This window comes from Burkholderia sp. Bp8991 (assembly GCF_003853795.1).
In the GTDB taxonomy this organism is placed as follows: domain Bacteria; phylum Pseudomonadota; class Gammaproteobacteria; order Burkholderiales; family Burkholderiaceae; genus Burkholderia.
In genome coordinates, this window is record NZ_QTQJ01000003.1 from 25,112 (window position 1) to 46,022 (window position 20,911).

17 protein-coding genes are annotated in these 20,911 nt (G+C 65.6%); 8 read left to right on the forward strand and 9 right to left on the reverse strand.

Annotation, left to right across the window (positions count from 1 at the left end):
• Positions 1-19: 19 nt before the first annotated feature.
• The 5 genes from DIE02_RS03885 to DIE02_RS03905 all read left to right on the forward strand — a co-directional run bounded on the left by DIE02_RS03885 (position 20) and on the right by DIE02_RS03905 (position 7,733).
• Positions 20-976, forward strand: a complete 957-nt coding sequence (locus DIE02_RS03885; protein ID WP_124484821.1) for a fumarylacetoacetate hydrolase family protein — start codon at positions 20-22, stop codon at positions 974-976.
• On the forward strand, positions 973-2,967 hold the full coding sequence (locus DIE02_RS03890; RefSeq protein WP_124484822.1) for an acyl-CoA synthetase: 1,995 nt from the start codon (positions 973-975) through the stop codon (positions 2,965-2,967). Before DIE02_RS03885 ends, DIE02_RS03890 begins: the two co-directional genes overlap by 4 nt.
• 115 nt (positions 2,968-3,082) lie before the next feature.
• Positions 3,083-3,820: an OmpW family protein gene (locus DIE02_RS03895; protein ID WP_124484823.1), complete on the forward strand. Its 738-nt coding sequence runs from the start codon at positions 3,083-3,085 to the stop codon at positions 3,818-3,820.
• 54 nt (positions 3,821-3,874) lie between these two features.
• Entirely contained in the window at positions 3,875-6,853 is a 2,979-nt protein-coding gene (locus tag DIE02_RS03900; RefSeq protein ID WP_124484824.1) for a molybdopterin-dependent oxidoreductase, read from the forward strand.
• 10 nt (positions 6,854-6,863) lie between these two features.
• Positions 6,864-7,733, forward strand: a complete 870-nt coding sequence (locus DIE02_RS03905; RefSeq protein WP_124484825.1) for a 4Fe-4S dicluster domain-containing protein — start codon at positions 6,864-6,866, stop codon at positions 7,731-7,733.
• Between the two features lie 139 nt (positions 7,734-7,872).
• Here DIE02_RS03905 and DIE02_RS03910 read toward each other — a convergent pair whose 3' ends face one another.
• From DIE02_RS03910 to DIE02_RS03950, 9 genes are all read right to left on the reverse strand, one after another.
• Positions 7,873-9,318 (reverse strand): NAD-dependent succinate-semialdehyde dehydrogenase, encoded by a 1,446-nt coding sequence (locus DIE02_RS03910; RefSeq protein ID WP_124484826.1) that lies wholly within the window; start codon positions 9,316-9,318, stop codon positions 7,873-7,875.
• A 175-nt stretch (positions 9,319-9,493) separates the two neighbouring features.
• Positions 9,494-10,822, reverse strand: a complete 1,329-nt coding sequence (locus DIE02_RS03915) for a cytochrome c (RefSeq protein WP_185702567.1) — start codon at positions 10,820-10,822, stop codon at positions 9,494-9,496.
• 16 nt (positions 10,823-10,838) lie between these two features.
• On the reverse strand, positions 10,839-13,058 hold the full coding sequence (locus DIE02_RS03920; protein WP_124484827.1) for a xanthine dehydrogenase family protein molybdopterin-binding subunit: 2,220 nt from the start codon (positions 13,056-13,058) through the stop codon (positions 10,839-10,841).
• A gap of 84 nt (positions 13,059-13,142) precedes the next feature.
• Positions 13,143-13,598, reverse strand: a complete 456-nt coding sequence (locus DIE02_RS03925; RefSeq protein WP_124484828.1) for a (2Fe-2S)-binding protein — start codon at positions 13,596-13,598, stop codon at positions 13,143-13,145.
• A 139-nt stretch (positions 13,599-13,737) separates the two neighbouring features.
• On the reverse strand, positions 13,738-14,037 hold the full coding sequence (locus tag DIE02_RS03930) for a putative quinol monooxygenase (RefSeq protein WP_044843118.1): 300 nt from the start codon (positions 14,035-14,037) through the stop codon (positions 13,738-13,740).
• Between the two features lie 94 nt (positions 14,038-14,131).
• A complete protein-coding gene (locus DIE02_RS03935) occupies positions 14,132-15,175 on the reverse strand; it encodes an NADP-dependent oxidoreductase (RefSeq protein ID WP_124484829.1) in 1,044 nt (347 codons plus the stop codon).
• A gap of 205 nt (positions 15,176-15,380) precedes the next feature.
• Positions 15,381-16,001 (reverse strand): TetR/AcrR family transcriptional regulator, encoded by a 621-nt coding sequence (locus DIE02_RS03940; protein ID WP_044843116.1) that lies wholly within the window; start codon positions 15,999-16,001, stop codon positions 15,381-15,383.
• 123 nt (positions 16,002-16,124) lie between these two features.
• Complete coding sequence (locus tag DIE02_RS03945) at positions 16,125-17,135, reverse strand: DNA-binding protein (protein ID WP_124485071.1); 1,011 nt, start codon at positions 17,133-17,135, stop codon at positions 16,125-16,127.
• A 246-nt stretch (positions 17,136-17,381) separates the two neighbouring features.
• Complete coding sequence (locus DIE02_RS03950; RefSeq protein WP_124484830.1) at positions 17,382-18,728, reverse strand: PLP-dependent aminotransferase family protein; 1,347 nt, start codon at positions 18,726-18,728, stop codon at positions 17,382-17,384.
• Positions 18,729-18,861: 133 nt separating this feature from the next.
• On the opposite strand from DIE02_RS03950, the gene DIE02_RS03955 reads away from it, so the two are divergent.
• The 3 genes from DIE02_RS03955 to DIE02_RS03965 are packed head-to-tail and all read left to right on the forward strand — an operon-like array spanning position 18,862 to position 20,831.
• Positions 18,862-19,266, forward strand: coding sequence for a VOC family protein (locus DIE02_RS03955; protein ID WP_124484831.1), 405 nt, complete (start codon positions 18,862-18,864; stop codon positions 19,264-19,266).
• Between the two features lie 35 nt (positions 19,267-19,301).
• Positions 19,302-19,931 carry a LysE family translocator gene (locus DIE02_RS03960; RefSeq protein ID WP_124484832.1) on the forward strand — a complete coding sequence of 210 codons (630 nt, stop codon included), beginning with the start codon at positions 19,302-19,304 and terminating at the stop codon, positions 19,929-19,931.
• A gap of 54 nt (positions 19,932-19,985) precedes the next feature.
• Positions 19,986-20,831 carry a PhzF family phenazine biosynthesis protein gene (locus tag DIE02_RS03965; protein ID WP_124484833.1) on the forward strand — a complete coding sequence of 282 codons (846 nt, stop codon included), beginning with the start codon at positions 19,986-19,988 and terminating at the stop codon, positions 20,829-20,831.
• Positions 20,832-20,911 lie beyond the last annotated feature (80 nt).

Here is a 20,911-nt window from a genome sequence, read left to right on the forward strand (position 1 = left end):
GACTCACGAGAGATCATTCATGTCACTGCATGTCCTGCACTTCCGGCATCATGGCCGCGCCCAATGGGGCGTGGTCGCCAACGGCGCCGTCACGCCGATTCCCGGCGACTTCGAGACAACCGCGAGCTTTCTCGCGGCGAATCCGGTTGAACGACTCGTCTCGCTCGACGGACCGACGATTCCGGAGTCGGACGTGGAGTGGCTGCCACCGGTGACCGCCAACCAGCAGTTCGTTTGCCAGGGGGCGAATTACCGTCGGCACATGATCGAATCCGGCATGGATCCGGACGCGAAAAAATTCAACATGATCTTCACGAAGGCGACGAGTTGCATCGTCGCCGCCGACTCACGAGTCGTGAAACCCCGGCACGTCCGGTTTCTCGACTACGAAATCGAGCTCGGCCTCATCCTCAAACGCGACATCACGTCTCATCAGCAGATCACGGACGCGAACCTGCACGACTATGTCGCCGGCACCGTGATCGTCAACGACTATTCCGCGCGCGATGTCCAGATCCCGCAGATGCAGTTCTACAAGGGCAAGAGCTTCCGGACGTTCGGCCCGGTCGGCCCCTATCTGTGCCTGCTCGAGCGGCATGACTTCCCGAAGCTGAAGACGCTCGACCTGACGTTGACCGTCAACGGCGCGGTGCGCCAGCAGGACTCGACATCGAACCTCGTCTACGGTCCGGCGGAAACGTTGACCGAGTTGTCGGGCGTGCACGACCTTCACGCCGGCGACCTGCTCGCGACCGGCACGCCGGCCGGCTGCGCACTCAGCATCCCGTCGCCGCTCAAGCAGCGGGCCGTCGCGCTTTTCCCCGAATCCGTCAAATGGAAGATGTTCATGAAGGTGCAGGCGGGGCGAGCGCAGTATCTGAAGGCCGGAGACATCGTCGAAGCCCGGATCGCGAGCCGCGACGGAACGATCGACCTGGGCGTGCAACGTAACGAGATCGTGGACGAAGCAGCATGAACGGCATCGCGACCCAAGACGACGTGCTGGCGATCGAAGCGCCGGGCCTTCCGCCGGACCTTCCGGCCAGCACGTACGAGATGATCTGCGCCGGTGCGGCCATCGATCCGTCCGCCCCCGCCCTCTCCTTTTTCATGACCGCCGACGCGCACCGCGACGCCGAGTGCTGGACCTATCGCGAGCTGGTCCGTGACATCACGCGCACGGCCAACATGTTCGCGCGCCTCGGTGTGAATTCGCAGTCGGTGATCGCTTATGTGCTGCCCAATCTGCCCGAAACGCATTTCGTGATCTGGGGCGGACAGGCAACCGGCATCGTATGCGCGATCAATCCGCTGCTTGAAGGCGAAGCGATCGGTCAGCTGCTCAAAGCCGCCGGCGCCAGCGTGCTCGTGACGCTCGCGCCATTTCCCGGGACCGATCTCTGGCAAAAGGTCGCGGACATCCTTCATGAGGTCGAGCCGCTGCGGCATCTCGTGCTGGTCAACCTGGCCGATCGCGTGCGGGGCATGGCGCAGTCGGCGGCACGCACGCTCCAGCACGACGCGTGTGCGCAGTTGTACGGCGCTGGCGGTTTGCGCAGCGCCGTGCCTGCGCACATCCAGATCCACGACTTCGGTACGGCAATCGCGCAGGAATCCGGTACGGCGCTCGACAGTGCGCGCCGCATTCGACCCGGCGACATGTCCTCTTACTTCTGTACCGGTGGAACCACCGGGTTGCCGAAAATCGCGATGCGCAGTCACGGCAACGAAGTGGCGAATGCCTGGAGCGCCGGCCGGTTCTTCGGCGACAGTATCGGCCCCGGCAAAACGACTTTTTGCGGCTTGCCGCTCTTTCACGTCAACGCCGCGATGGTGACCGGCCTCCTGCCATTCTCGCGCGGTGCCCATGTCGTGCTCGGCACACCGCAGGGTTACCGGGGCGACGGCGTCGTCAAACGCTTCTGGGAAATCGTCGAACATCACCACATCAATTTCTTCAGTGGCGTCCCGACGCTTTATGCTTCGCTGCTCGACATTCCCTCCGAGGATCATGTCATCGACTCGCTCGAATACGGCCTGTGCGGTGCCGCGCCGATGCCGGTCGGCGTCTTCAGGTCCTTCCAGGAAAAAACGGGCATCCGGATTCTCGAAGGTTACGGCCTGACCGAAGGAACGTGCGTGAGCAGCGTCAACCCGCCGAACGGCGAGCGTCGGCTGGGATCAATCGGGCTTCGCATCCCCTTCCAGGCGATGAAGGCGGTCGTCGTGGACGATGCGGGACGGTATCTGCGCGACTGCGCAGCCAACGAAGAGGGGTTGCTCGTCATCTCCGGGCCGAACGTGTTCACCGGCTACACGCGTCCCGACCAGAACGAGGCCCTGTGGCTCGATCTCGGCGACGGCAAGCGCTGGCTCAACACGGGCGACCTCGGCCGCTGCGACATCGACGGTTACTTCTGGCTGACCGGCCGCAAGAAGGAGTTGATCATCCGCGGCGGACACAATATCGACCCGGCGACGATCGAGGAACCGCTGCATCGACACCCGGCAGTCCAGATCGCAGCGGCGATCGGGCGCCCCGATGCCTATGCCGGCGAGTTGCCGGTCGCGTATGTTCAGCTCAAGCCGGGCATGACGGCTAGCGAACACGATCTGGAAGTGTTCATGCAGCAGGAGATCGCTGAACGCGCCGCCCTGCCGAAGCACGTCCGAATCGTCGAGGCGATCCCGCTCACCGGCGTCGGCAAGATATTCAAACCCGAACTCAAGCGCCGCGAGACGAGTGACGCACTCCGCGCGGCATTGGACCAGGGCGGAGCGCCCGGCGCATCAGTCGACGTCTCGACCAGTGATTCCGGCGGAATGTCGGTCTCGGTCGAGCTGAGCAATCCCGGGCTCGAGACTGCCGCGCGCTTCGTGCTGGGGCGTTTTCCGTTTGCGTTTTCGATCTCGTTCGCAGCGGAACCCCTTCGGTCGTCCGGTCCGGCAGCAACAGATCTGCGGTGACGGTGGCGCGTGACTAGCCGCGACAACACAAATTCCGAGAGCGGCTTGTCACTATCAATAAGGTATCCAAAGCAACTGTAGTTATTCAATCGGACCGAGACAGAGGAGACGCAAAATGAAATTGAGGCGAACGACGAGTTTCGCAGGTGCAATGGTTTGCATCTGCACGGCTGCACTTGCCGACAACGCAGATGCGCAGACGGCCGGAAGCATCACTACGTCGGTTGGATGGCTGCACGTCGCGCCCCAGGGCGACGCGACGCCCCTGACCGTGCAAAGTGTCGGCGGCGTAACGGTGAATCAGCAAATGGGTGGTACCGGGGCGCATGCCAGCTCGACGGATACGATGGGCATCACCACCGAGTACTACGTCACCGACAACATTGGTGTCGCCATGCTGTTCGGACTGCCACTGACAGTCAATCTTGTCGGTGACGGGACGTTGCAGAAGTACGGAACCCTCGGCACGACAAGGCCGATGCCGCCCGCCGTCGAACTTCGATATCACCTGTTTTCAGCCGAATCGAAATTCCGTCCGTACGTAGGACTTGGCGTCAACTACACGTGGTTCACCCAGGTTCGGGCGACCAATCGCCAGTTCGTCACCGACAGCTTCGGGCCGGGCGGCTCGGCGCGCGCGACACTCAGTTCATCGTGGAACCCGGTGTTCGAGCTCGGCGCGAGTTACGCGATGACCAAACACTGGTCGGTCGGTGCTTCCGTCGGCTACATGCCGGTGAAGACCCACCTCACGTTATACGGACAGACCGCGACCGGCACGCAGATCGTTTCCACATCGACGCTCCGACTCAATCCCGTCAACGTTTTCCTGAACGTCGCTTACACGTTCTAGCGGGTGCGTCCCGATGCCAGCCCCCCGCATGGAAGCAACACTTTGGATCGAACGATGAAACGACAGGCTCTCAAGACCATTCTTTTTGCATTGCCCAAGGTTCTGGACCTGACGGCGCGCCGCTTCCCCGCCTACCGCGATCGCCTCAAGGAGCGCAATCTCGTCGCGTGGATCGGGCTCATGGATCAAAGCATCGGTCGCGCCATCGAGTTCAGGAATGGCCGCATTCGGTCGCGCGCCGGCAAGCATGCGCGGCCCGATGTGCGCATGGCCTTCAAGGACGTCGCCACCGCCCTGAAGTTCCTTTCCCCGAACCCGGACCAGGGCGAGATCGTCCACGCCGCCAAGAACTTCAAGGTGGTCACCGAGGGCGAGGACGAACTGCTGGTTTGGCTCATGCAAACCCTGAGCATGATGCGCACGGTCGGCCTGACGATGGGCACGCCCATGCGCGACGGCACCCGACGCTACACCACCTGTACCAATGGCGGCCCCCTGTTCGTCTACGTCAAGGATGGCCGCATCGTCCGCGTGACGCCCATCGAGCTGGACGATACGGATGCGTCAAGCTGGGTGATCGAGGCACGTGGACGCCGCTTCAGCCCGCCACGGCGCGGACTGGTCGCGCCCCACGCGTTGACCCTCAAGTCGCTGGTCTACTCCGACAAGCGCATCCTTCACCCGATGAAACGGGTCGACTTCGACCCGGACGGCGAGCGCAATCCGCAGAACCGGGGCAAGTCCGGCTATGTGCGTATCAGCTGGGACGAGGCCCTGGACATCGTCGCCAGGGAGATCAACCGGCAGAAGCGTGTTCACGGCCCCGGTTCCATCACGTTCCCGATGTCGTCCCACCACCAGTGGGGCAACGTCGGCTACTACCTCAGCGCGCTGACGCGCTTCGCCAACCTGATCGGCTTCACCCGGGTCGCCGCGAATCCGGACAGCTGGGAAGGCTGGTACTGGGGCGCCATGCATCATTTCGGCAACTCGATGCGCGTCGGCGTGCCCTCCGGCTACGGGGGCCTCGAGGACGGTCTCAAGGAAGCCGAAATGATCGTCTTCTGGTCCTGCGACCCCGAAAGTACCAACGGAGCCTACGCAGGATTCGAGGGAACCCCGCGCCGCCTGTGGGCCAAGGAACTCGGCATCGAGTTCGTTCACATCGACCCGCACTGCAATCCCACCGCACAGCTGCTGGGCGGCCGCTGGATCCCGATCCGGCCGCAAACCGATGCCGCGCTGGCGACCGCCATCATGTACGTCTGGACGGTGGAGGGCCTGTACGACAAGGATTACGTCGCGACGCGCACGACCGGTTTCGACGATTGGAAAGCCTACCTGCTGGGCGAAACCGACGGTACCCCCAAGACGCCCGAGTGGCAGGAGAGCGAGACCGGCGTGCCGGCCAAGGACGCCCGTGCGCTTGCGCGCCTGTGGGGGAAGAAGAAGGTGCATCTCGCCGTCGGGATGACCGGCGCGGGATTCGGTGGCGCGGGCCGCGGGGCGACCGGCGCGCAATGGGCGCGCTGCATGATCATGATGATGTCCATGCAGGGCTGGGGCAAGCCCGGGGTGAATTTCGGATGCCTCGAAATCGGCGTCCCGCACGATCTCCAGTTCTACTTCCCCGGCTACGCGGACGGCGGCATTTCAGGCGACCTGGCGTGGACCGCCAATGCGGTGGACAACTACCAGCGCATGCCGCATATCCTGACCATGAATCCCGTCAAGCAAATGGTGCCGCGACAGCAGATGCCCGATGCGATCCTCAACGGTCACGCCACCGGTTATCTCTGGGACGGCATGTCCCAGGAAGCCCAGTTTGCGCCATTCACCTACCCGATGCCCGGCTATTCGCCGATCCACATGATCTATCGCTACGGCGGATCCGCGTTCAGTACCGTGACGAATTCCGGACGCTGGACGCAGGCCTACCGGCACTCGAGCATCGAGTTCGTCGTCAATCAGTCGATCTGGATGGAGGGCGAAGCCCAGTTCGCCGACATCATCCTGCCCGCGTGCACTTCGCTGGAGCGTTGGGACATCGGAGAATGGGCGAATTCGGGCGGCTACGCCCACCACGGGTATGGCACGGTCAACCATCGCATGCTGACGCTGCAGCACAAGTGCATCGAACCCTTGGGCGAGTCCCGCTCCGACTACGACATTTTCACTGCCATCCTGACCCGGTTGGGCCTGGGTGGCATTTTCACCGAAGGCTGCGGGGATCTCGACTGGGTCAAGCGCGTCTTCGACTCGTCGGATCTGCCCGATCACATTTCGTGGCGCGAATTTTGCCGCAAAGGCTATTTCGTCGTGCCGCCCGAAAAGCCCGAACTGCGCCATCCCGTGGATATGCGCTGGTTTGCGGAAGACAGGAAGAAGGACCTGCCGGAACCTCATCCGCTGCCGTCACAGTTCTCGGAACGGTTCGGCAAGGGCCTGCAGACGCCGAGCGGCAAGCTGGAGTTCGTGCCCGAGTTGCTGAAGCGGCACACCTCGGACAATCCGGAGCGCCCCCCGCTCAACCGATATCTCCCCTCCTGGGAGGGGTTGCGCTCGGACCTGGCGGGGCGCTACCCGCTGCAACTGATCGCCACCCACAGCCGCTACAGCTTTCATACCCACGGTGACGGAAAGAATTCTGCCGTGAACGGCATCGACGATCATCGCGCGCTGATCGCGGGGCACCGGTTCTGGCTGCTGAGGCTCAACCCGGCAGACGCCGCTGTTCGATGCATCGCCCATCGCGATCTCGTCAAAGTACACAACGACCGCGGCGCCGTGATCTGTGCGGCCGATGTCTCGCCCCTGGTGAACGCTGGAGTCGTGAAATCCTACGAGGCAAGCGCTGAATTTCAGCTGATCGAAATCGATGGCGAGCAAGTCGAGATCGGCGGCTGCATGAACATGCTGACCCCCGACCGGCCTCAGACCGCCGGCACCAGCAGCATGAGCCCGAATTCCTGCCTGGTGCAGGTCGAGAAATGGCGCGGTGCCGAGGCATTCATGCTCGGTCGCGCAGCGTGAGGAATTTCAAATGAGCAAGTGGAACCTGATCATCAACGTCGGCCGTTGCGAGAACTGCCAGAACTGCGTGATCGCCGCGCGGGACGAGCACGTCGGCAATGATTTCCCCGGCTACGCGGCACCCGCCGCGGCCAGCGCCGAGAGCCCCATCCGCATCCTGCGTCGTGTACAGGGTGCTTCGCACATGATCGAGACCACTTATCTGCCGGTCATGTGCAACCACTGCGACGACGCGCCCTGCATGCGTGTGGGCGGCAGCGCCATTCGCAAGCGCGCCGACGGCATCGTCATCATCGATCCGGACAAGGCGCGAGGCCGAAAGGACATCGTCAAGGCGTGCCCTTACAAGGCGATCGTCTGGAACGAAGAGCTGCAACTGCCCCAGATCTGGATCTTCGATGCGCATTTGCTCGACCAGGGTTGGTCCCGCCCGCGTTGTCAGCAGTCGTGCCCCACCGATGTCTTCGAGACGGTCAAGCTCGATGACACGGCGATGGCCGAGAAGGCCAGGCGCGAGGGACTCAAGGTATTGCGACCCAACCTGAGCACGAAGCCCCGCGTGTGGTATAGCGGCCTCGAGCGGTGGGAAACGTGCTTCGTCGGCGGAAGTGTCAGTGCCCAGGCAGGAGACGTGATCGAGTGTGTCACGGATGCGGTCGTCGTCTTATATGCAGGTAATCGGCAGGTGGCCGAAACCGTCTCGGACGGCTTCGGCGATTTCCGGTTCGACGGCCTGGCCAGGGGCAGCGGCCTCTACAGAGTCCAAATCCGGCATGCCCGCGGCAATGCCTGGCGCGAGTGCAGATTGGGCGACAGCGCCTACCTGGGCGAGATCAGGCTCAGTCAATCGACAAACGCCGTGGCGATGGAGTGCTCGTGATCCGGGCGAGACTGGACGCCGCGGTGACCGACGGTGAACGAATCAGAAAAAACAAGGCCGGGCAGAACACCCGGCTCTCGGCAACGCCATGCCGCGTGCGCACCGCGGAAACGGTGGCACGCACGCGACCACCCGGTCGTCAGACCGCCATCACCGTCACCGACTTCGTGACGAGATACGGCTCCAGCGCTTCCGGTCCGCCTTCCGACCCGTAGCCCGAATCCTTCACGCCGCCGAACGGCATTTCCGGCCACGGCGTCGCCGGCTGGTTGATCCACAGCATCCCGACTTCGAGGCGCTGCGTCAGCAGGTGCACGTTCGCGAACAAACGCGTGAACGCATAGCCGGCCAGCCCGAACGGCAGGCGATTGGCTTCGGCGATCGCATCCTCGAGCTTGTCGAAACCGCGGATCGCCGCAACCGGGCCGAACGGCTCGTTGTTGAACACGTCCGCTTCGAGCGGCACGTTCGCGATCACGGTCGGCGCGAAGAAGTTGCCTTCCGAGCCGATCCGTTCGCCGCCCGTCTCGATGCTCGCGCCGACCTTGCGCGCGTTCTCGACGACCGACGCCATCGCGGTCAGCCGGCGCGGGTTCGCCAGCGCGCCGAGCGTCGTGCCTTCCTCGAGGCCGTTGCCGACCTTCAGCCCCTGCGCATGCGCGACCAGCGCACGCGTGAATTCGTCGCGGATGCTGTTGTGCACGAGGAAACGCGTCGGCGAGATGCACACCTGGCCCGCGTTGCGGAACTTCGCGCCACCGGCGGCCTTCACCGCCAGCGCGACGTCCGCGTCCTCGGCGACGATCACCGGCGCGTGGCCGCCCAGTTCCATCGTCGCGCGCTTCATGTGCTGGCCCGCGAGCGCCGCGAGCTGCTTGCCGACCGGCGTCGAGCCCGTGAACGTCACCTTGCGGATCACCGGATGCGGAATCAGGTACGACGAGATTTCCGCCGGATCGCCGTACACGAGACCGATCACACCGGCCGGCACGCCCGCGTCGACGAACGCGCGCAGCAGCGCGGCCGGCGATGCCGGGGTTTCTTCCGGCGCCTTCACGAGGAACGAACAGCCGGTCGCCAGCGCGGCGCTCAGCTTGCGCACGACCTGGTTGACCGGGAAATTCCACGGCGTGAACGCCGCGACCGGTCCGACCGGCTCCTTCACGACGGTCTGCTGCGCGCCGAGATTGCGCGGCGGCACGATCCGGCCATACACGCGGCGGCCTTCGTCCGCGAACCATTCGATGATGTCGGCGGCCGACAGCACTTCCACACGCGCTTCCGTCAGCGGCTTGCCCTGCTCCTGCGTCATCAGCTGCGCGATCGTGTCGGCGCGCTCGCGCACCAGCGCGGCCGCCTTGCGCATCGTCGCCGCGCGCTCGTGCGCGGGCACCTTGCGCCATGCTTCGAAACCGCGCTGTGCCGCGGCCAGCGCGCGGTCGAGATCGGCGATGCCCGCGTGGGCCACCTTGCCGATCGCCTTGCCCGTCGCCGGGTTCACGACGTCGATCGTCTTGCCGCTCGCGGCGTCGACCCACTCGCCGTCGATCAGCAGTTGCGTATCCGTATAAGTCACGTTAGCCATCCAGACACCCCAGTTTTACGTCGATAAAACGCGCGCGGCCGCGAACGGCCGCACGCCGGTTGACAGAAAGAGCTGCGCCACCGGGCGCCCTGCACCCGGCAATGTGCGACGACCGGCGTGCGGCACGCATGCCCGTCGTCGTCCGCCGCGGTCGGCCGCGCTCGGCGCTCCGCGCTCAGCGCGCGGCCGCCGTCGCCTTGCGGAGTTTCGCGACCTCCGCCGCCTGCACGGCCGGCGCGCCGTTGTTCCAGCCGGCGCGCATGAACGTCAGCACGTCGGCGATCTGCTGGTCGTTCAGCTGGTTCGCGAACGCCGGCATCGGGTACGCGGACGGCACGCCACCGATCACGAGCGACTCGCTGCCGTTCAACGTCACGTTGATCAGCGACGCGGCATCGGCCTCGAGCACGTTCGGGTTGCCGGCGAGCGGCGCGAGCAGCGGCGCGTAGCCGCGGCCGTCCGCGCCATGACAATGCAGGCAGTAAGCGTTATACACCTTTGCGCCCGGATCGTTCGCCGGCCGGCCCAGCACGACCTGCGTCGCCTTCGGCTCATAACGGTAAGGCGGCGCGCCCGTGCCGCCCGCTGCCGGCAGCGATTTCAGGTAGCGGGACATCGCCGCCAGATCGTCGTCGGTCAGTTCCTGCGTGCTGTGGTTGATCACGCTGACCATCGAGCCGAACGCGGTCGCATGCCGGTTCGCGCCGGTCTTCAGGAATTGCGCGATATCCGCATCGCTCCAGCGGCCCAGCCCGGTATTGTGCTCGCCGGTCAGGTTCGACGCGAACCAGTTGTCGATCGGCGCGCCCGACAGGAACGCCGAACCGCCCTCGTCCAGCGCCTTCTCCTGGAAGCCTACACCGCGCGGCGTATGACACGATCCGCAGTGCCCGAGCCCCTGCACGAGATACGCGCCGCGGTTCCACATCGCGTCCTTGGCCGGCTTGTCGGCATATGGCGTCGTATCGAGGAACACCATGTTCCACAACGCGAGCGGCCAGCGCATGTTGAGCGGCCACGGGATGTCGGACGCCCGGTTCGCCCGCTTCACCGGCTCGACGCCGTGCATGAAGTACGCGTACAGCGCCTTCACGTCGTCGTCCTTCAGCTTCGCGTACGACGGATACGGCATCGCCGGATACAGGTTGTGGCCGTCCTTCGCGACGCCCTTGCGCAACGCGTTCGCAAAATCGGCTTCCGTATAGCCGCCGATGCCCGTGTCCGGGTCGGGCGTGATGTTGGTCGTGTAAATCGCGCCCATCGGCGTGACCATCTTCAGGCCGCCGGCGAACGGCGTGCCGCGCGGCGCGGTGTGGCACGCGACGCAATCGCCGGCCTTCGCGAGATACGCGCCGCGTGCGACCAGCGCGCTGTCGGCGGCCGCCGCTTGCGCGGCGTGCGCCGCCGTGCCGGCCATCAGTGCGGACAGCGCGATCAACGACGTGCCGAACGTGCGAGCGGCGCGATTCAGGCGGTTCGGACGATTCGAGGTGAGGTTTCGCATGGTTCGTGCCCTCCCCTCAAGCCGTCTTCAGCTGGTTGCCGACCGGCAGCTTGCGCAGCCGCGTGCCGGTCGCCGCGAAGATCGCGTTCGACACGGCAGCCGCGGTCGCCGCGGTGCCCGGCTCGCCGATTCCGCCCGGCGCCTCGGCGCTTTTGACGAGATGAACCTCGATCGGCGGCGTCTCGTTGATGCGCATCACCCGGTAGTCGGTGAAGTTGCTCTGCACGACGCGGCCGTCCTCGATCGTGATCTCGCCATACAGCGCGCCCGTGATCCCGAAGATGATGCCGCCCTGCACCTGCGCCTCGATCGTGCTCGGATTCACGGCCATCCCGCAGTCGACCGCGCACACGGCACGCTTGACCTGCACTTCGCCGCCTTCCACCGCGACGTCGATGACGATCGAGAAGAAGCTGCCGAACGCGTGCATCACCGATACGCCGCGCCCTTGCCCCTTCGGCAGCGGCGTGCCCCAGCCGGCCGCCTTCGTCGCGACGTCGAGCACGTTGCGCGCACGCGGCGTCTTGTCGAGCAGCGCGCGGCGGTACTGGACGGGATCGGTCTTGGCCTGCGTCGCGAGTTCGTCGATGAAGCTCTCGACGACGAACGTGCTGCGGGTCGGCCCGACGCCGCGCCAGAACGCGGTCGGCACGTGGCGCGGTTCCTGGCGCACGTAGTCGATCAACTGGTTCGGCAGGTCGTACGGCAGGTCGTTGGCAACCTCGACCGCATCGGGATCGACGCCGTCCTTGAAGGCCGGCGGTGCGAAGCGCGCGAGGATCGACGAACCGACGATCCGGTGCTGCCATGCGACCGGCTTGCCGTTCGCGTCGAGGCCGGCCGAGATCCGGTCGTAGTAGTACGGGCGATACATGTCGTGCTGGATGTCTTCCTCGCGCGTCCACACGACCTTCACCGGCGCGTTGACCTGCTTCGCGATCTTCACGGCCTGGCCGATCATGTCCGTTTCGAGCCGTCGGCCGAAACCGCCGCCGAGCAGGTGGTTGTGCACCACGATCCGGTCGGGCGCGAAACCCGTGAGCTTCTGCACGGTGTCGACCGCCCGCGTCGGCACCTGCGTGCCGACCCAGATCTCGCAGCCGTCGCCGCGCACGTGCACCGTGCAGTTCACCGGCTCCATCGTTGCGTGCGCAAGGAGCGGCTGTTCGTAGACGGCATCGATGCGCGTCTTCGCGTTCGCGAACGCGCGGCCGACGTCGCCGTCCTTGCGCGCGACCGCACCCTTGCCATTCGCGGCGGCCTGCGCGAGATCGGCGACGATGTCCTTCGTCGACACCTTCGCGCCCGCGCCTTCGTTCCACTTCACGACGAGCGCCGACGCGCCGCGCTTCGCGGCCCACGTGTGATCGCCGACCACCGCGACCGCGTTGTCCGCGCGCACCACCTGGCGCACGCCGGGGATCTTCTTCGCGGCCGTGTCGTCGACGCTCGCGACCGTGCCGCCGAACACGGGGCTGTTCACGATCACCGCATACAGCATGCCGGGCACGCGCACGTCGAGCCCGAACTGCGCGGTGCCGTCGACCTTCTCCGGCGAGTCGAGCCGCTTCACCGGCTTGCCGATCAGCTTGAAATCGGCCGGCTGCTTCAGTGCGACGTCCTTCGGCACCGGCAGCTTCGACGCGGCGTCCGCGAGCTGGCCGTACGATGCGCGCCGGCCGCTCGCCGTGTGCTGCACTTCGCCGTTCGCCGCCCGGCAGGTGGCCGGATCCACGTTCCATTGCTTCGCCGCCGCCGAAACCAGCAGCGTGCGCGCGGTCGCGCCCGCGCGGCGCAGCGGTTCCCACGCGTAGCGCACCGACGTCGAGCCGCCGGTCAGCTGGCCGCCGAGCAGCGGATCGAGGAACAGCTTCTCGTTCGGGGGCGCATGGTCGAGCGTGACGTTCGACAGCGGCACCTCGAGTTCCTCGGCGATCAGCATCGGCAGCGCCGTGTAGACGCCCTGGCCCATTTCGACCTTCGGCATCACCAGCGTGACCTTGCCGGCGCGGTCGATCTGCACGAACGCGTTCGGCGCGAATACGCCGGCGCGCGCGCTTTCGTCCGCATCGCCGCCGATCACCGAGCGGCGTGCATCATCGCCCGCCGCCGGCATGCTGAAGCCGAGCAGCAGGCCGCCGCCCGCCGCCGCGCCGAGCGACATGCCCGCCTTGAGAAACGAACGGCGCGACACGCCCGCGCCGGCCCGACCTGCTTCGATCAGTCCTCGCGACATGTCAGCCTCCGCAGAGCCGCCTCAACGAGGCTGACCGCCCCCTCGCGGGGCAGCGAACAAAGTGAGCGTGGTGACTGTTTCATCTCATGCCCCCTTCGCGGCGTGTTTGACCGCCGCGCGAATCCGGTTGTAGGTACCGCAGCGGCAGATGTTGCCGGCCATCGCCGCGTCGATGTCGGCGTCGCTCGGGTTCGGGTTCGATGCGATCAGCGCGGTGGCCGCCATCACCTGCCCGGACTGGCAGTAGCCGCACTGGACGACGTCGAGCTCGCGCCATGCCTGCTGGACCTTCTGCCCGGCCGGCGTCGCGCCGACGGCTTCGATCGTCGTGATCCTGCGGCCCGCGACGGCCGCGACCGGCAGCACGCACGCGCGTGCGGCGACACCGTCGAGATGCACGGTGCACGCGCCGCATTGCGCGATCCCGCAGCCGAATTTCGTGCCGGTCAGGCCGACGACGTCGCGCAGGACCCACAGCAGGGGCATGTCGTCGGGGGCGTCGACCGTGCGGTTCTCGCCGTTGATGTTGAGGGTGACCATTCAGCCTCCGGGGCGGTGTATTGGGGAAGCGGCGCGCGATGCGCTGCGCCGCGTTGTCGTTGTCATCGCCGCTGCGTCATGCGTGACGGCTGCCGCACGGTCCCGGGCGAGAACGGGCCGTGACGGGGGTACCGCGTCGTTACTCGGCCACGTCGATGCCCGACAGCACCTTGATGACGGGCGGCGCCGCGAACCAGTCGGCCGACTTCACGCGAAATTCCGTGAAATGCGGGCTGGCGAGGTGCGCGTCGAACGCGGCCTGGTCGTCGTAGATCTCGTACAGGTGCAGGTTCGGCGAACCGTCCTGCTCGCGGAACAGGTCGTAGCGCCGGTTGCCCGGCTCGACGCGCGTCTTGGCGACCATGCTGCGCAATTCGGCCTCGGCGGCCTGCGCGTGTTCGGGTTTCAGGAACAGGGAAGCAATCACGTGAAGCGCCATCTTTGTCACTCCTTTCGAAACGGAATCGAGCATGCCACAAGCCGGCGTCTCGCGACGCCAGCGTGCAATCGTCGTGTGTCGTCTTGCGCCGGTGTCAGGCCAGTTCGTCCGGACCCACGCGCACGACGACCTTGCCGAAATTCTTGCCGGCGAGCAAGCCGATCAGCGCGTTCGGCGCATCGGCGAGATCGGGGATGACATCCTCGAGCGCCTTCACCTTGCCCTGCGCGAGCCACTCGCTCATCTCCGTCAGGAACTGCGCGTAGCCCGTCGCGTAATGATCGAAAATGATGAAGCCCTGCATCCGGATGCGCTTGCGCAGGATCGTCCCCATCAGCAGCGGCAGGCGATCGGGGCCGGCCGGCAACGCGGTGTCGTTGTAATGGGCGATCAGTCCGCACACCGGCACGCGCGCATGCTCGTTGAGCAGCGGCCACACCGCATCGAACACGGCGCCGCCGACGTTCTCGAAATAGACGTCGATGCCCTTCGGACAGGCTTCCTTCAGCCGGGCGGCGAATTGCGGATCGCGGTGGTCGACGCAATCGTCGAAGCCAAGCGTGCCCTTCACGTACGCGACCTTGTCGGCGCCGCCCGCGACGCCGATCACGCGGCAGCCCTTCAGCTTCGCGATCTGGCCGACCACCGCACCGACCGCCCCGCTCGCGGCGGCGACGACCACGGTTTCGCCGGCCTTCGGCTCGCCGATCTTCAGCAGCCCGGTGTACGCGGTGAACCCCGGCATGCCGAGCACGCCGAGTGCATGCGACGGATGCGCGAAGTCGCGGCCGAGCGGAATGAGACCGCTGCCGTCCGACAGCGAATAGTCCTGCCAGCCGCCACGCGCGACGACCAGGTCGCCTTCGCGATACGCGGGCAGGTTGGACGCCACGACACGGCTGACCGTGCCGCCGACCATCACGTCGCCGAGCTCGACCGGCGGCGCATACGACGGCGCGTCGCTCATCCGGCCGCGCATGTACGGGTCGAGCGACAGCCAGATCGTGCGCAGCAGCACCTGGCCGGCACCGGGCACCGGTACGTCGCCGGTTTCGAGACGAAAGTCGTTCGAGGTGGGCGCGCCGACCGGGCGCGCATTCAGAATGATTCTGCGGTTTGCTGCCTTGCCTTGCGGCATGGGAACCTCCGTCAACAGGAAGGGACGTGCACGGGCACGATCGGATCAACGTTGGACAACCGTGGTGCGCGAGGCTGCGGCGTTGCCGGCGAATCAGCCGGCGGCCGGGCCGCCGCCTCGCGGGTAAAACAATGTGACTTCAGCGTAAGTAGACCAGTCGTCTAGCGCTCACGCAAAAAACAAGGCGCGCCTGCGCGCGCCCACATTACGACTGCACTCCGTCAGGCTCGAAGGACGGCAGGTTCAGCATCCGCCGTGTTTCGAGCATCGCGCGTTCGAGCGGTTTGCGGTCGCGGTGAATCTTCTCCAGCAGCGTCGCGCCCAGCCACAGCTCGTAAAGGATTGCGGCCGTATGCGCCGGATCGTCGACGCCGCCCAGCGAACCGTCGGCCAACCCGGCCTCGATGCCGCCCGCGAGCCGCTCGATGATCTGGCCGGTGCCGCGCCGCAGGACCGCGCGCATCGCCTCCGACAAATCGGACACTTCCGCACCGAGCTTCACCGCGAGGCACTTGCCTTCCGGATCGTCCGCGCACTGGGTGCGCAGCCAGTTGCCCCAGTACGTCATCAGGCGCTGCGCGCCCGTGCCGGCCGGGTGCTTGAGCAGGTTGTCGAGGTGCTCGAGATAGCCTTCGAAATACGATTCGAGCAGCGCCTCGCCGAACGCCTCCTTCGAGCCGAAGTAATGGTAGAACGAGCCCTTCGGGATGCCCGCCGCGGCGAGAATCTCGTTCAGACCGACCGCCGAAAACCCCTTGTGGAGCATGATCGGCTTCGCGATATTCAGGATGTGCTGGCGGACTTCCGCGCCCGAAGATGCATTCATGATGGCGTATCTTAGCAACGATTAGACCGGTCGTCTAGTAACGTCGAGCCGGCAAGTTGAGCGGCACTTTCCCGAATCGCACCGCGTCGCGGACACGCCGTCGCCGCACCGTGGCGCCCCAAGTCACGCGGGTTTGGGGGCGCGCTTCCTCGCGACCGGTTTCGCCGCACGCAGGGCGCCGCCCGCCGGTCGACCCGGCGCCCGGCGCGCGGGGGCGCGTGACGCGCGTTCGGCCCGCAATGCGTCGAGTTCGCCGACGTACGCGGCATTGGCCGCGCGGGCCCCGTCGAGCTGGCCTTCGAGCATGCCGCAGCGGTGTTGCGTGTCGGCCAGTTGCGCCTGCAGTGCCGCGAGCTCCTTGCGGTGCTGCGTATCGCGCTGTTCGGCACGAGCCGTGGCCGCGTCGAATTCCTTCTGAACGCGTGCGGCCGCGAGCCGTTCGCGGTCGATCTCCTGAAGCGCTCGCTTCTCCGCTGCACGCAAGCGCTCCTCGGCCCGGCCCGCGTCGTCGCGCAGCCGGTCGAGTTGCGACGTGAAATCGGCGCGCGCCTGCGCCAGCGCGCGATCGGCGTCCGCGTTGTCGGACTTCAGCCGCTCGATTTCCGCTTGCAGCGCGCGGCGCGATGCTTCGTCGGCCGCCCTCGCCTGCTCGAGTTCCTGGATGCGCACCTGGGCCGCCAGCAACGCGCTCGTGCGGTGCTCCAGCGCGGTTTCGGTGCGGGACAGGTCGGTTTGCAATGCCGCGACCTCCGCTTTCGCCGCGGCCCGCTCGGCTTCGACTTCGGCGCGCAGTGCATCGAGCGCTGCGGCGGCATCGGTACTCGAGCGGCGCCACAACGCGGCGACGAGCTCGCCCGCTGCCGCCTGCAGATCGGCCGGCAAATCCGGATGCTCGATGCGCACCCGGCTCTTTTCCCGCAACTCGGCCCAGAACTCGCCGAGCACCGCCGTCGGCGTGCTCATGCTGCCCTTGCGCACGAGCTGGTAAAGGCGGTTCGCGGTGGGCGTGACGCCGAAACGGAAGAACATCAACGCGCAGACCTCGCGATAGAGCTCACGGGTCTTCGGGAAATCGGCTCTCAGGCGGTCGATTTCGGCGATCAGGCTGGATTCGTCGGCAACGAGGTCGGACATGACGGTTTGAGTCGATAGTTTCGTTAATAATATAACGTAAACCGTTAAATATCCAATTTTCACGCCCCTGTTGTTTGACATTATTTCTATAATGTTGAAATGAGCGAGGCGTGTGGCGTGTGGAATCGAAGCAGATCGTTTGCACGATTGGGTAATCGCCGGACCAAAGAGCCGCCAATTACCGTTAGTGGGGAGAGATACAAAACCCTGCGACCAAACGGCTAGTACGGTGCTCGCCCGGTGGCGTCACGCGCGCTGCTTCATCAGCCCTGCCAGAAGGGTCAGTGCTTCTGTCAGATCGTCGAACGACGGGCCGCCGAGGCAAAGTCGAATTCCGCTCGCCCGATCCTCCGGGTTCACCATCATGGATTCCGGAGGGGTCACCTTGATACGCATCGCTGCTGCGACGGATGCGACACGATTGGCAGCGTCACGCTCCATCGGCAGCCACGCGTTGTAGGCGCCGGGATGCGAGACCACTTCGCTCGCGCCGAGCAGAGAGATGGCCAGATTGGATCGACGCCGCGCCTCGTGGTGGAGGTCCCGCTGGATCGAGGAGATGACGTCGGTGGCCAGCCACTCCTCAACCACTGCGCAAGAGAGCGCCGACGGCGCCATTGGCAGGTCCCGCAGCGCGTCTTCCGCTGCGTCGTTGAGTCCGGCCGGCAGCGCGAGCACGCCGATCTGCAAACCGGGGCCGAGCGATTTGGACAGCCCGTTCACATGCAAGGTGATCTCGGGCGCCAACGCCGCAAGCGGTGGCGAAGCCGGCTCTGCCGACGCATAGACGCCGTCCTCGATGATCCACGCGCCCGCCCGGCGGCAAATATCCACGATGGCCTGCCTTCGTTCCGTGCCCATCGTTGCGGTGGTCGGGTTGTGCAGCGTCGGCGTGAGATAGACCGCCTTGCTGCCGGTCGACGCGATGCCGTCGAGTGCGTCCGCCAGTGCCCCCGGCGCCATCCCCTGCGCGTCGGTCTCGACGCCCTGCATCCGATATCCGCTACGCCGAGCCAGCGCGATCGCGCCAGGATAGGTGATCCGCTCGGTCAGAAGCAGCCCCTGCGAGCCACAGGCAAGATCGAAGGCCAACGATAGCGCCTGACGGGCGCCGCTCGTTAGCACCAGATGCGTCGGTTCCACCATCAGGCCCAGCGTTTCGAGCCAGCGAGCCAGCACACGTCGGTGCTCCATATGTCCGGCGGGCGGGGCATAGAGATTGAGATGGTCCGCATCGATCTTGCGTGCGATCCCCGTCAACGTTCGCGCCAGCAAGCGCGCGTCGAGCATGGCTGGCGGCACATTGGACGAAAGGTCGATCTGGCGATCGTGATGCGCCTGGCGGATCGCCACGAAAGTTCCTCGGCCCTTGATGCTGCGCGTCAGGCCTCGCCGTTCAAGCGAGGCATAGGCTTTCGTCACCGTGCCAAGGCCAATCCCCAGTTTCAACGCGAGATCGCGGTGAGCGGGCAGACGGTCGCCTCCCGTCAGCCGCCCCTCGATGATGTCGTCGGCCAGGGCGAGGACCAACCGCTCGGCGGTATTCGCGTCGATGTCGGCAAGTCGTGGTGACCAAGGGGATTGCAGAAGCATGTTCGCCGCCCAAATATTAGTGTCACGTGACACTATTTATGAAAGCAACAAGCGTAACATGCGCGATGTGATGGGATGAGGTCATGCATTTCTGGAGGCGCCTGATCGCCATGACAGGCGTGTGGAGAGTCGAATGTTGAGCCATGTAACTGTTGGGGCGCGTGATCTTGGGCGGGCAGGCCGTTTCTATGACGCGCTGCTCGCTCCGCTCGGACTGAAGCGTCGCGTCGTCACGTCCGATGGCGGGCCTCCGGCGCTTTGCTGGGTAACCGGTCAATCGCCGCTGCCGCGCTTCTATGTCTACATCCCGTACGACGGTGAGCCGGCGACCATCGGCAACGGCAGCATGGTCGCCTTTCTGGCCCCCTCGCAAGAAGCCGTGAACACGGCCTACGCGAACGGTCTCGAGCACGGCGGGACGGACGACGGTGCACCCGGGTTACGCCCCCACTACGGTGACGGCTACTTCGGCGCGTATCTGCGCGACCCCGACGGGAACAAGGTCCATATCGTTCATCGCGGAGACCTCCAGCCGTAACGCTGGAGACGCCCCGCATCTTTGGAGAAACTCGAATGATCGCCAGTCAGATCGCACTCGCCTACGGCACCTATCTGATCGCCACCGCCAGCCCCGGACCGAGCAACATGGCGATCATGGGAACAGCGATGCGCGACGGCCGTCTGCCGGCCCTCGTTCTGGCTGCCGGCGTCATCACGGGCTCACTCTTCTGGGCGATCCTGGCGGCGACCGGCGTTTCCGCCGTGCTGGCAGCCTATGCCGAGGCGCTTTTCGTCATCAAGATGGTTGGGGGTGTCTATCTGCTCTACCTGGCGTTCCGCACGGGCAGATCGGCGCTGAAACCGGGCTCCGGCTTCGCGAAGATGGAACCAGGACGCTCGACACCTCGCTATCGGCGGCTCTACCGCCAGGGCATTCTCATGCATATCGGGAACCCGAAGGCGGTTCTGGCCTGGATGGCAATCATGTCCCTTGGGCTTCAGGAGCACGCCCCCGGCGGCACCTTGCCGGCGATCATCGGTGGTTGCGCGTTCCTCGGCGTCATCGTGTTCGGTGGTTATGCGGTCCTCTTCTCGACCGCTCGGATGATCGCCCTGTATACCCGTCTCCGGCGCTGGATCGAAGGCACGCTATCCGCGGTGTTCGCCGTTGCGGGAGTCAATCTGCTTGCCTGGCAACGTTGATATCCCGGCTTGTCGGCGCCATCGCGAACTGACCTGAATTGAAAGAGCGATGTCATGACCTTTGCGATCCATATGATCGATGTCTTCGGCGCCGGGCCGCTTTCGGGCAATCCGCTGGCGGTCGTCATCGGTGCCGATGCCCTGGCAACGGATGACATGCAGCGGCTGACGCGGTGGTTCAACCTGTCCGAGACCGCTTTTCTCTTGCCACCCACGCATCCTGAGGCGGACTACCGGGTCAGGATCTTCACGCTGGACAGGGAGATGCCTTTTGCCGGGCACCCGACGCTCGGCAGCTGTCATGCGTGGCTCTCGACGGGCCGCGTGCCGAAGAGCGAAGCGGAAATCGTCCAGGAATGCGGAGCCGGGCTGGTTCCGATCCGACGCAATCACGAGCGGCTTTCCTTCGCCGCCCCGCCGCTGATCCGCTCCGGCGCGCCGACACAGGATGAATTGGACCAGGCCCGGCGACTGCTGGGGATCGAATCCGGCGATGTCCTTGATGCCGCCTGGATCGACAACGGTCCCGGATGGCTGGGCATCAGGCTGGTATCGGCGGAAACGGTGCTCGCCCTCAATCCGCTCCGCGGTTGGCCCGGCCGGATCGATGTCGGCGTTATCGGCCCTCATGCAACAGGCGGCAACGCGGCCTTCGAGGTTCGCGCCTTCTTCAGCGACCATCTGGGCACCGTCGTCGAAGACCCGGTCACGGGAAGCCTCAATGCTTCAATGGCGCAGTGGCTGTTCGCGACAGGTGTGGTTGACGACGACTATGTCGCCGCCCAAGGGACACGCCTCGGCCGCCATGGCCGCATTCATTTGACCCGCGACGAGGCTGGTCAAATCTGGGTCGGCGGCAAGACCCGCACGCATGTCGAAGGCCGGCTCCGCGGCCTTTGAAAAGGCAAACGAGAAAGCGGCAACCGGATGTACGGGCGAGCCTCTTTTGCATGATGCCTCCATCGCCGAGCGTCACGTGC

Excerpts from the sequence above, each read along its gene's own strand:
- DIE02_RS03885 (WP_124484821.1), top strand. The coding sequence starts at position 20 with ATGTCACTGCATGTCCTGCACTTCCGGCATCATGGCCGCGCCCAATGG.
- DIE02_RS03890 (WP_124484822.1), top strand. The coding sequence starts at position 973 with ATGAACGGCATCGCGACCCAAGACGACGTGCTGGCGATCGAAGCGCCG.
- DIE02_RS03895 (WP_124484823.1), top strand. The coding sequence starts at position 3,083 with ATGAAATTGAGGCGAACGACGAGTTTCGCAGGTGCAATGGTTTGCATC.
- DIE02_RS03900 (WP_124484824.1), top strand. The coding sequence starts at position 3,875 with ATGAAACGACAGGCTCTCAAGACCATTCTTTTTGCATTGCCCAAGGTT.
- DIE02_RS03905 (WP_124484825.1), top strand. The coding sequence starts at position 6,864 with ATGAGCAAGTGGAACCTGATCATCAACGTCGGCCGTTGCGAGAACTGC.
- DIE02_RS03910 (WP_124484826.1), bottom strand. The coding sequence starts at position 9,318 with ATGGCTAACGTGACTTATACGGATACGCAACTGCTGATCGACGGCGAG.
- DIE02_RS03915 (WP_185702567.1), bottom strand. The coding sequence starts at position 10,822 with ATGCGAAACCTCACCTCGAATCGTCCGAACCGCCTGAATCGCGCCGCT.
- DIE02_RS03920 (WP_124484827.1), bottom strand. The coding sequence starts at position 13,058 with ATGTCGCGAGGACTGATCGAAGCAGGTCGGGCCGGCGCGGGCGTGTCG.
- DIE02_RS03925 (WP_124484828.1), bottom strand. The coding sequence starts at position 13,598 with ATGGTCACCCTCAACATCAACGGCGAGAACCGCACGGTCGACGCCCCC.
- DIE02_RS03930 (WP_044843118.1), bottom strand. The coding sequence starts at position 14,037 with ATGGCGCTTCACGTGATTGCTTCCCTGTTCCTGAAACCCGAACACGCG.
- DIE02_RS03935 (WP_124484829.1), bottom strand. The coding sequence starts at position 15,175 with ATGCCGCAAGGCAAGGCAGCAAACCGCAGAATCATTCTGAATGCGCGC.
- DIE02_RS03940 (WP_044843116.1), bottom strand. The coding sequence starts at position 16,001 with ATGAATGCATCTTCGGGCGCGGAAGTCCGCCAGCACATCCTGAATATC.
- DIE02_RS03945 (WP_124485071.1), bottom strand. The coding sequence starts at position 17,135 with ATGTCCGACCTCGTTGCCGACGAATCCAGCCTGATCGCCGAAATCGAC.
- DIE02_RS03950 (WP_124484830.1), bottom strand. The coding sequence starts at position 18,728 with ATGCTTCTGCAATCCCCTTGGTCACCACGACTTGCCGACATCGACGCG.
- DIE02_RS03955 (WP_124484831.1), top strand. The coding sequence starts at position 18,862 with ATGTTGAGCCATGTAACTGTTGGGGCGCGTGATCTTGGGCGGGCAGGC.
- DIE02_RS03960 (WP_124484832.1), top strand. The coding sequence starts at position 19,302 with ATGATCGCCAGTCAGATCGCACTCGCCTACGGCACCTATCTGATCGCC.
- DIE02_RS03965 (WP_124484833.1), top strand. The coding sequence starts at position 19,986 with ATGACCTTTGCGATCCATATGATCGATGTCTTCGGCGCCGGGCCGCTT.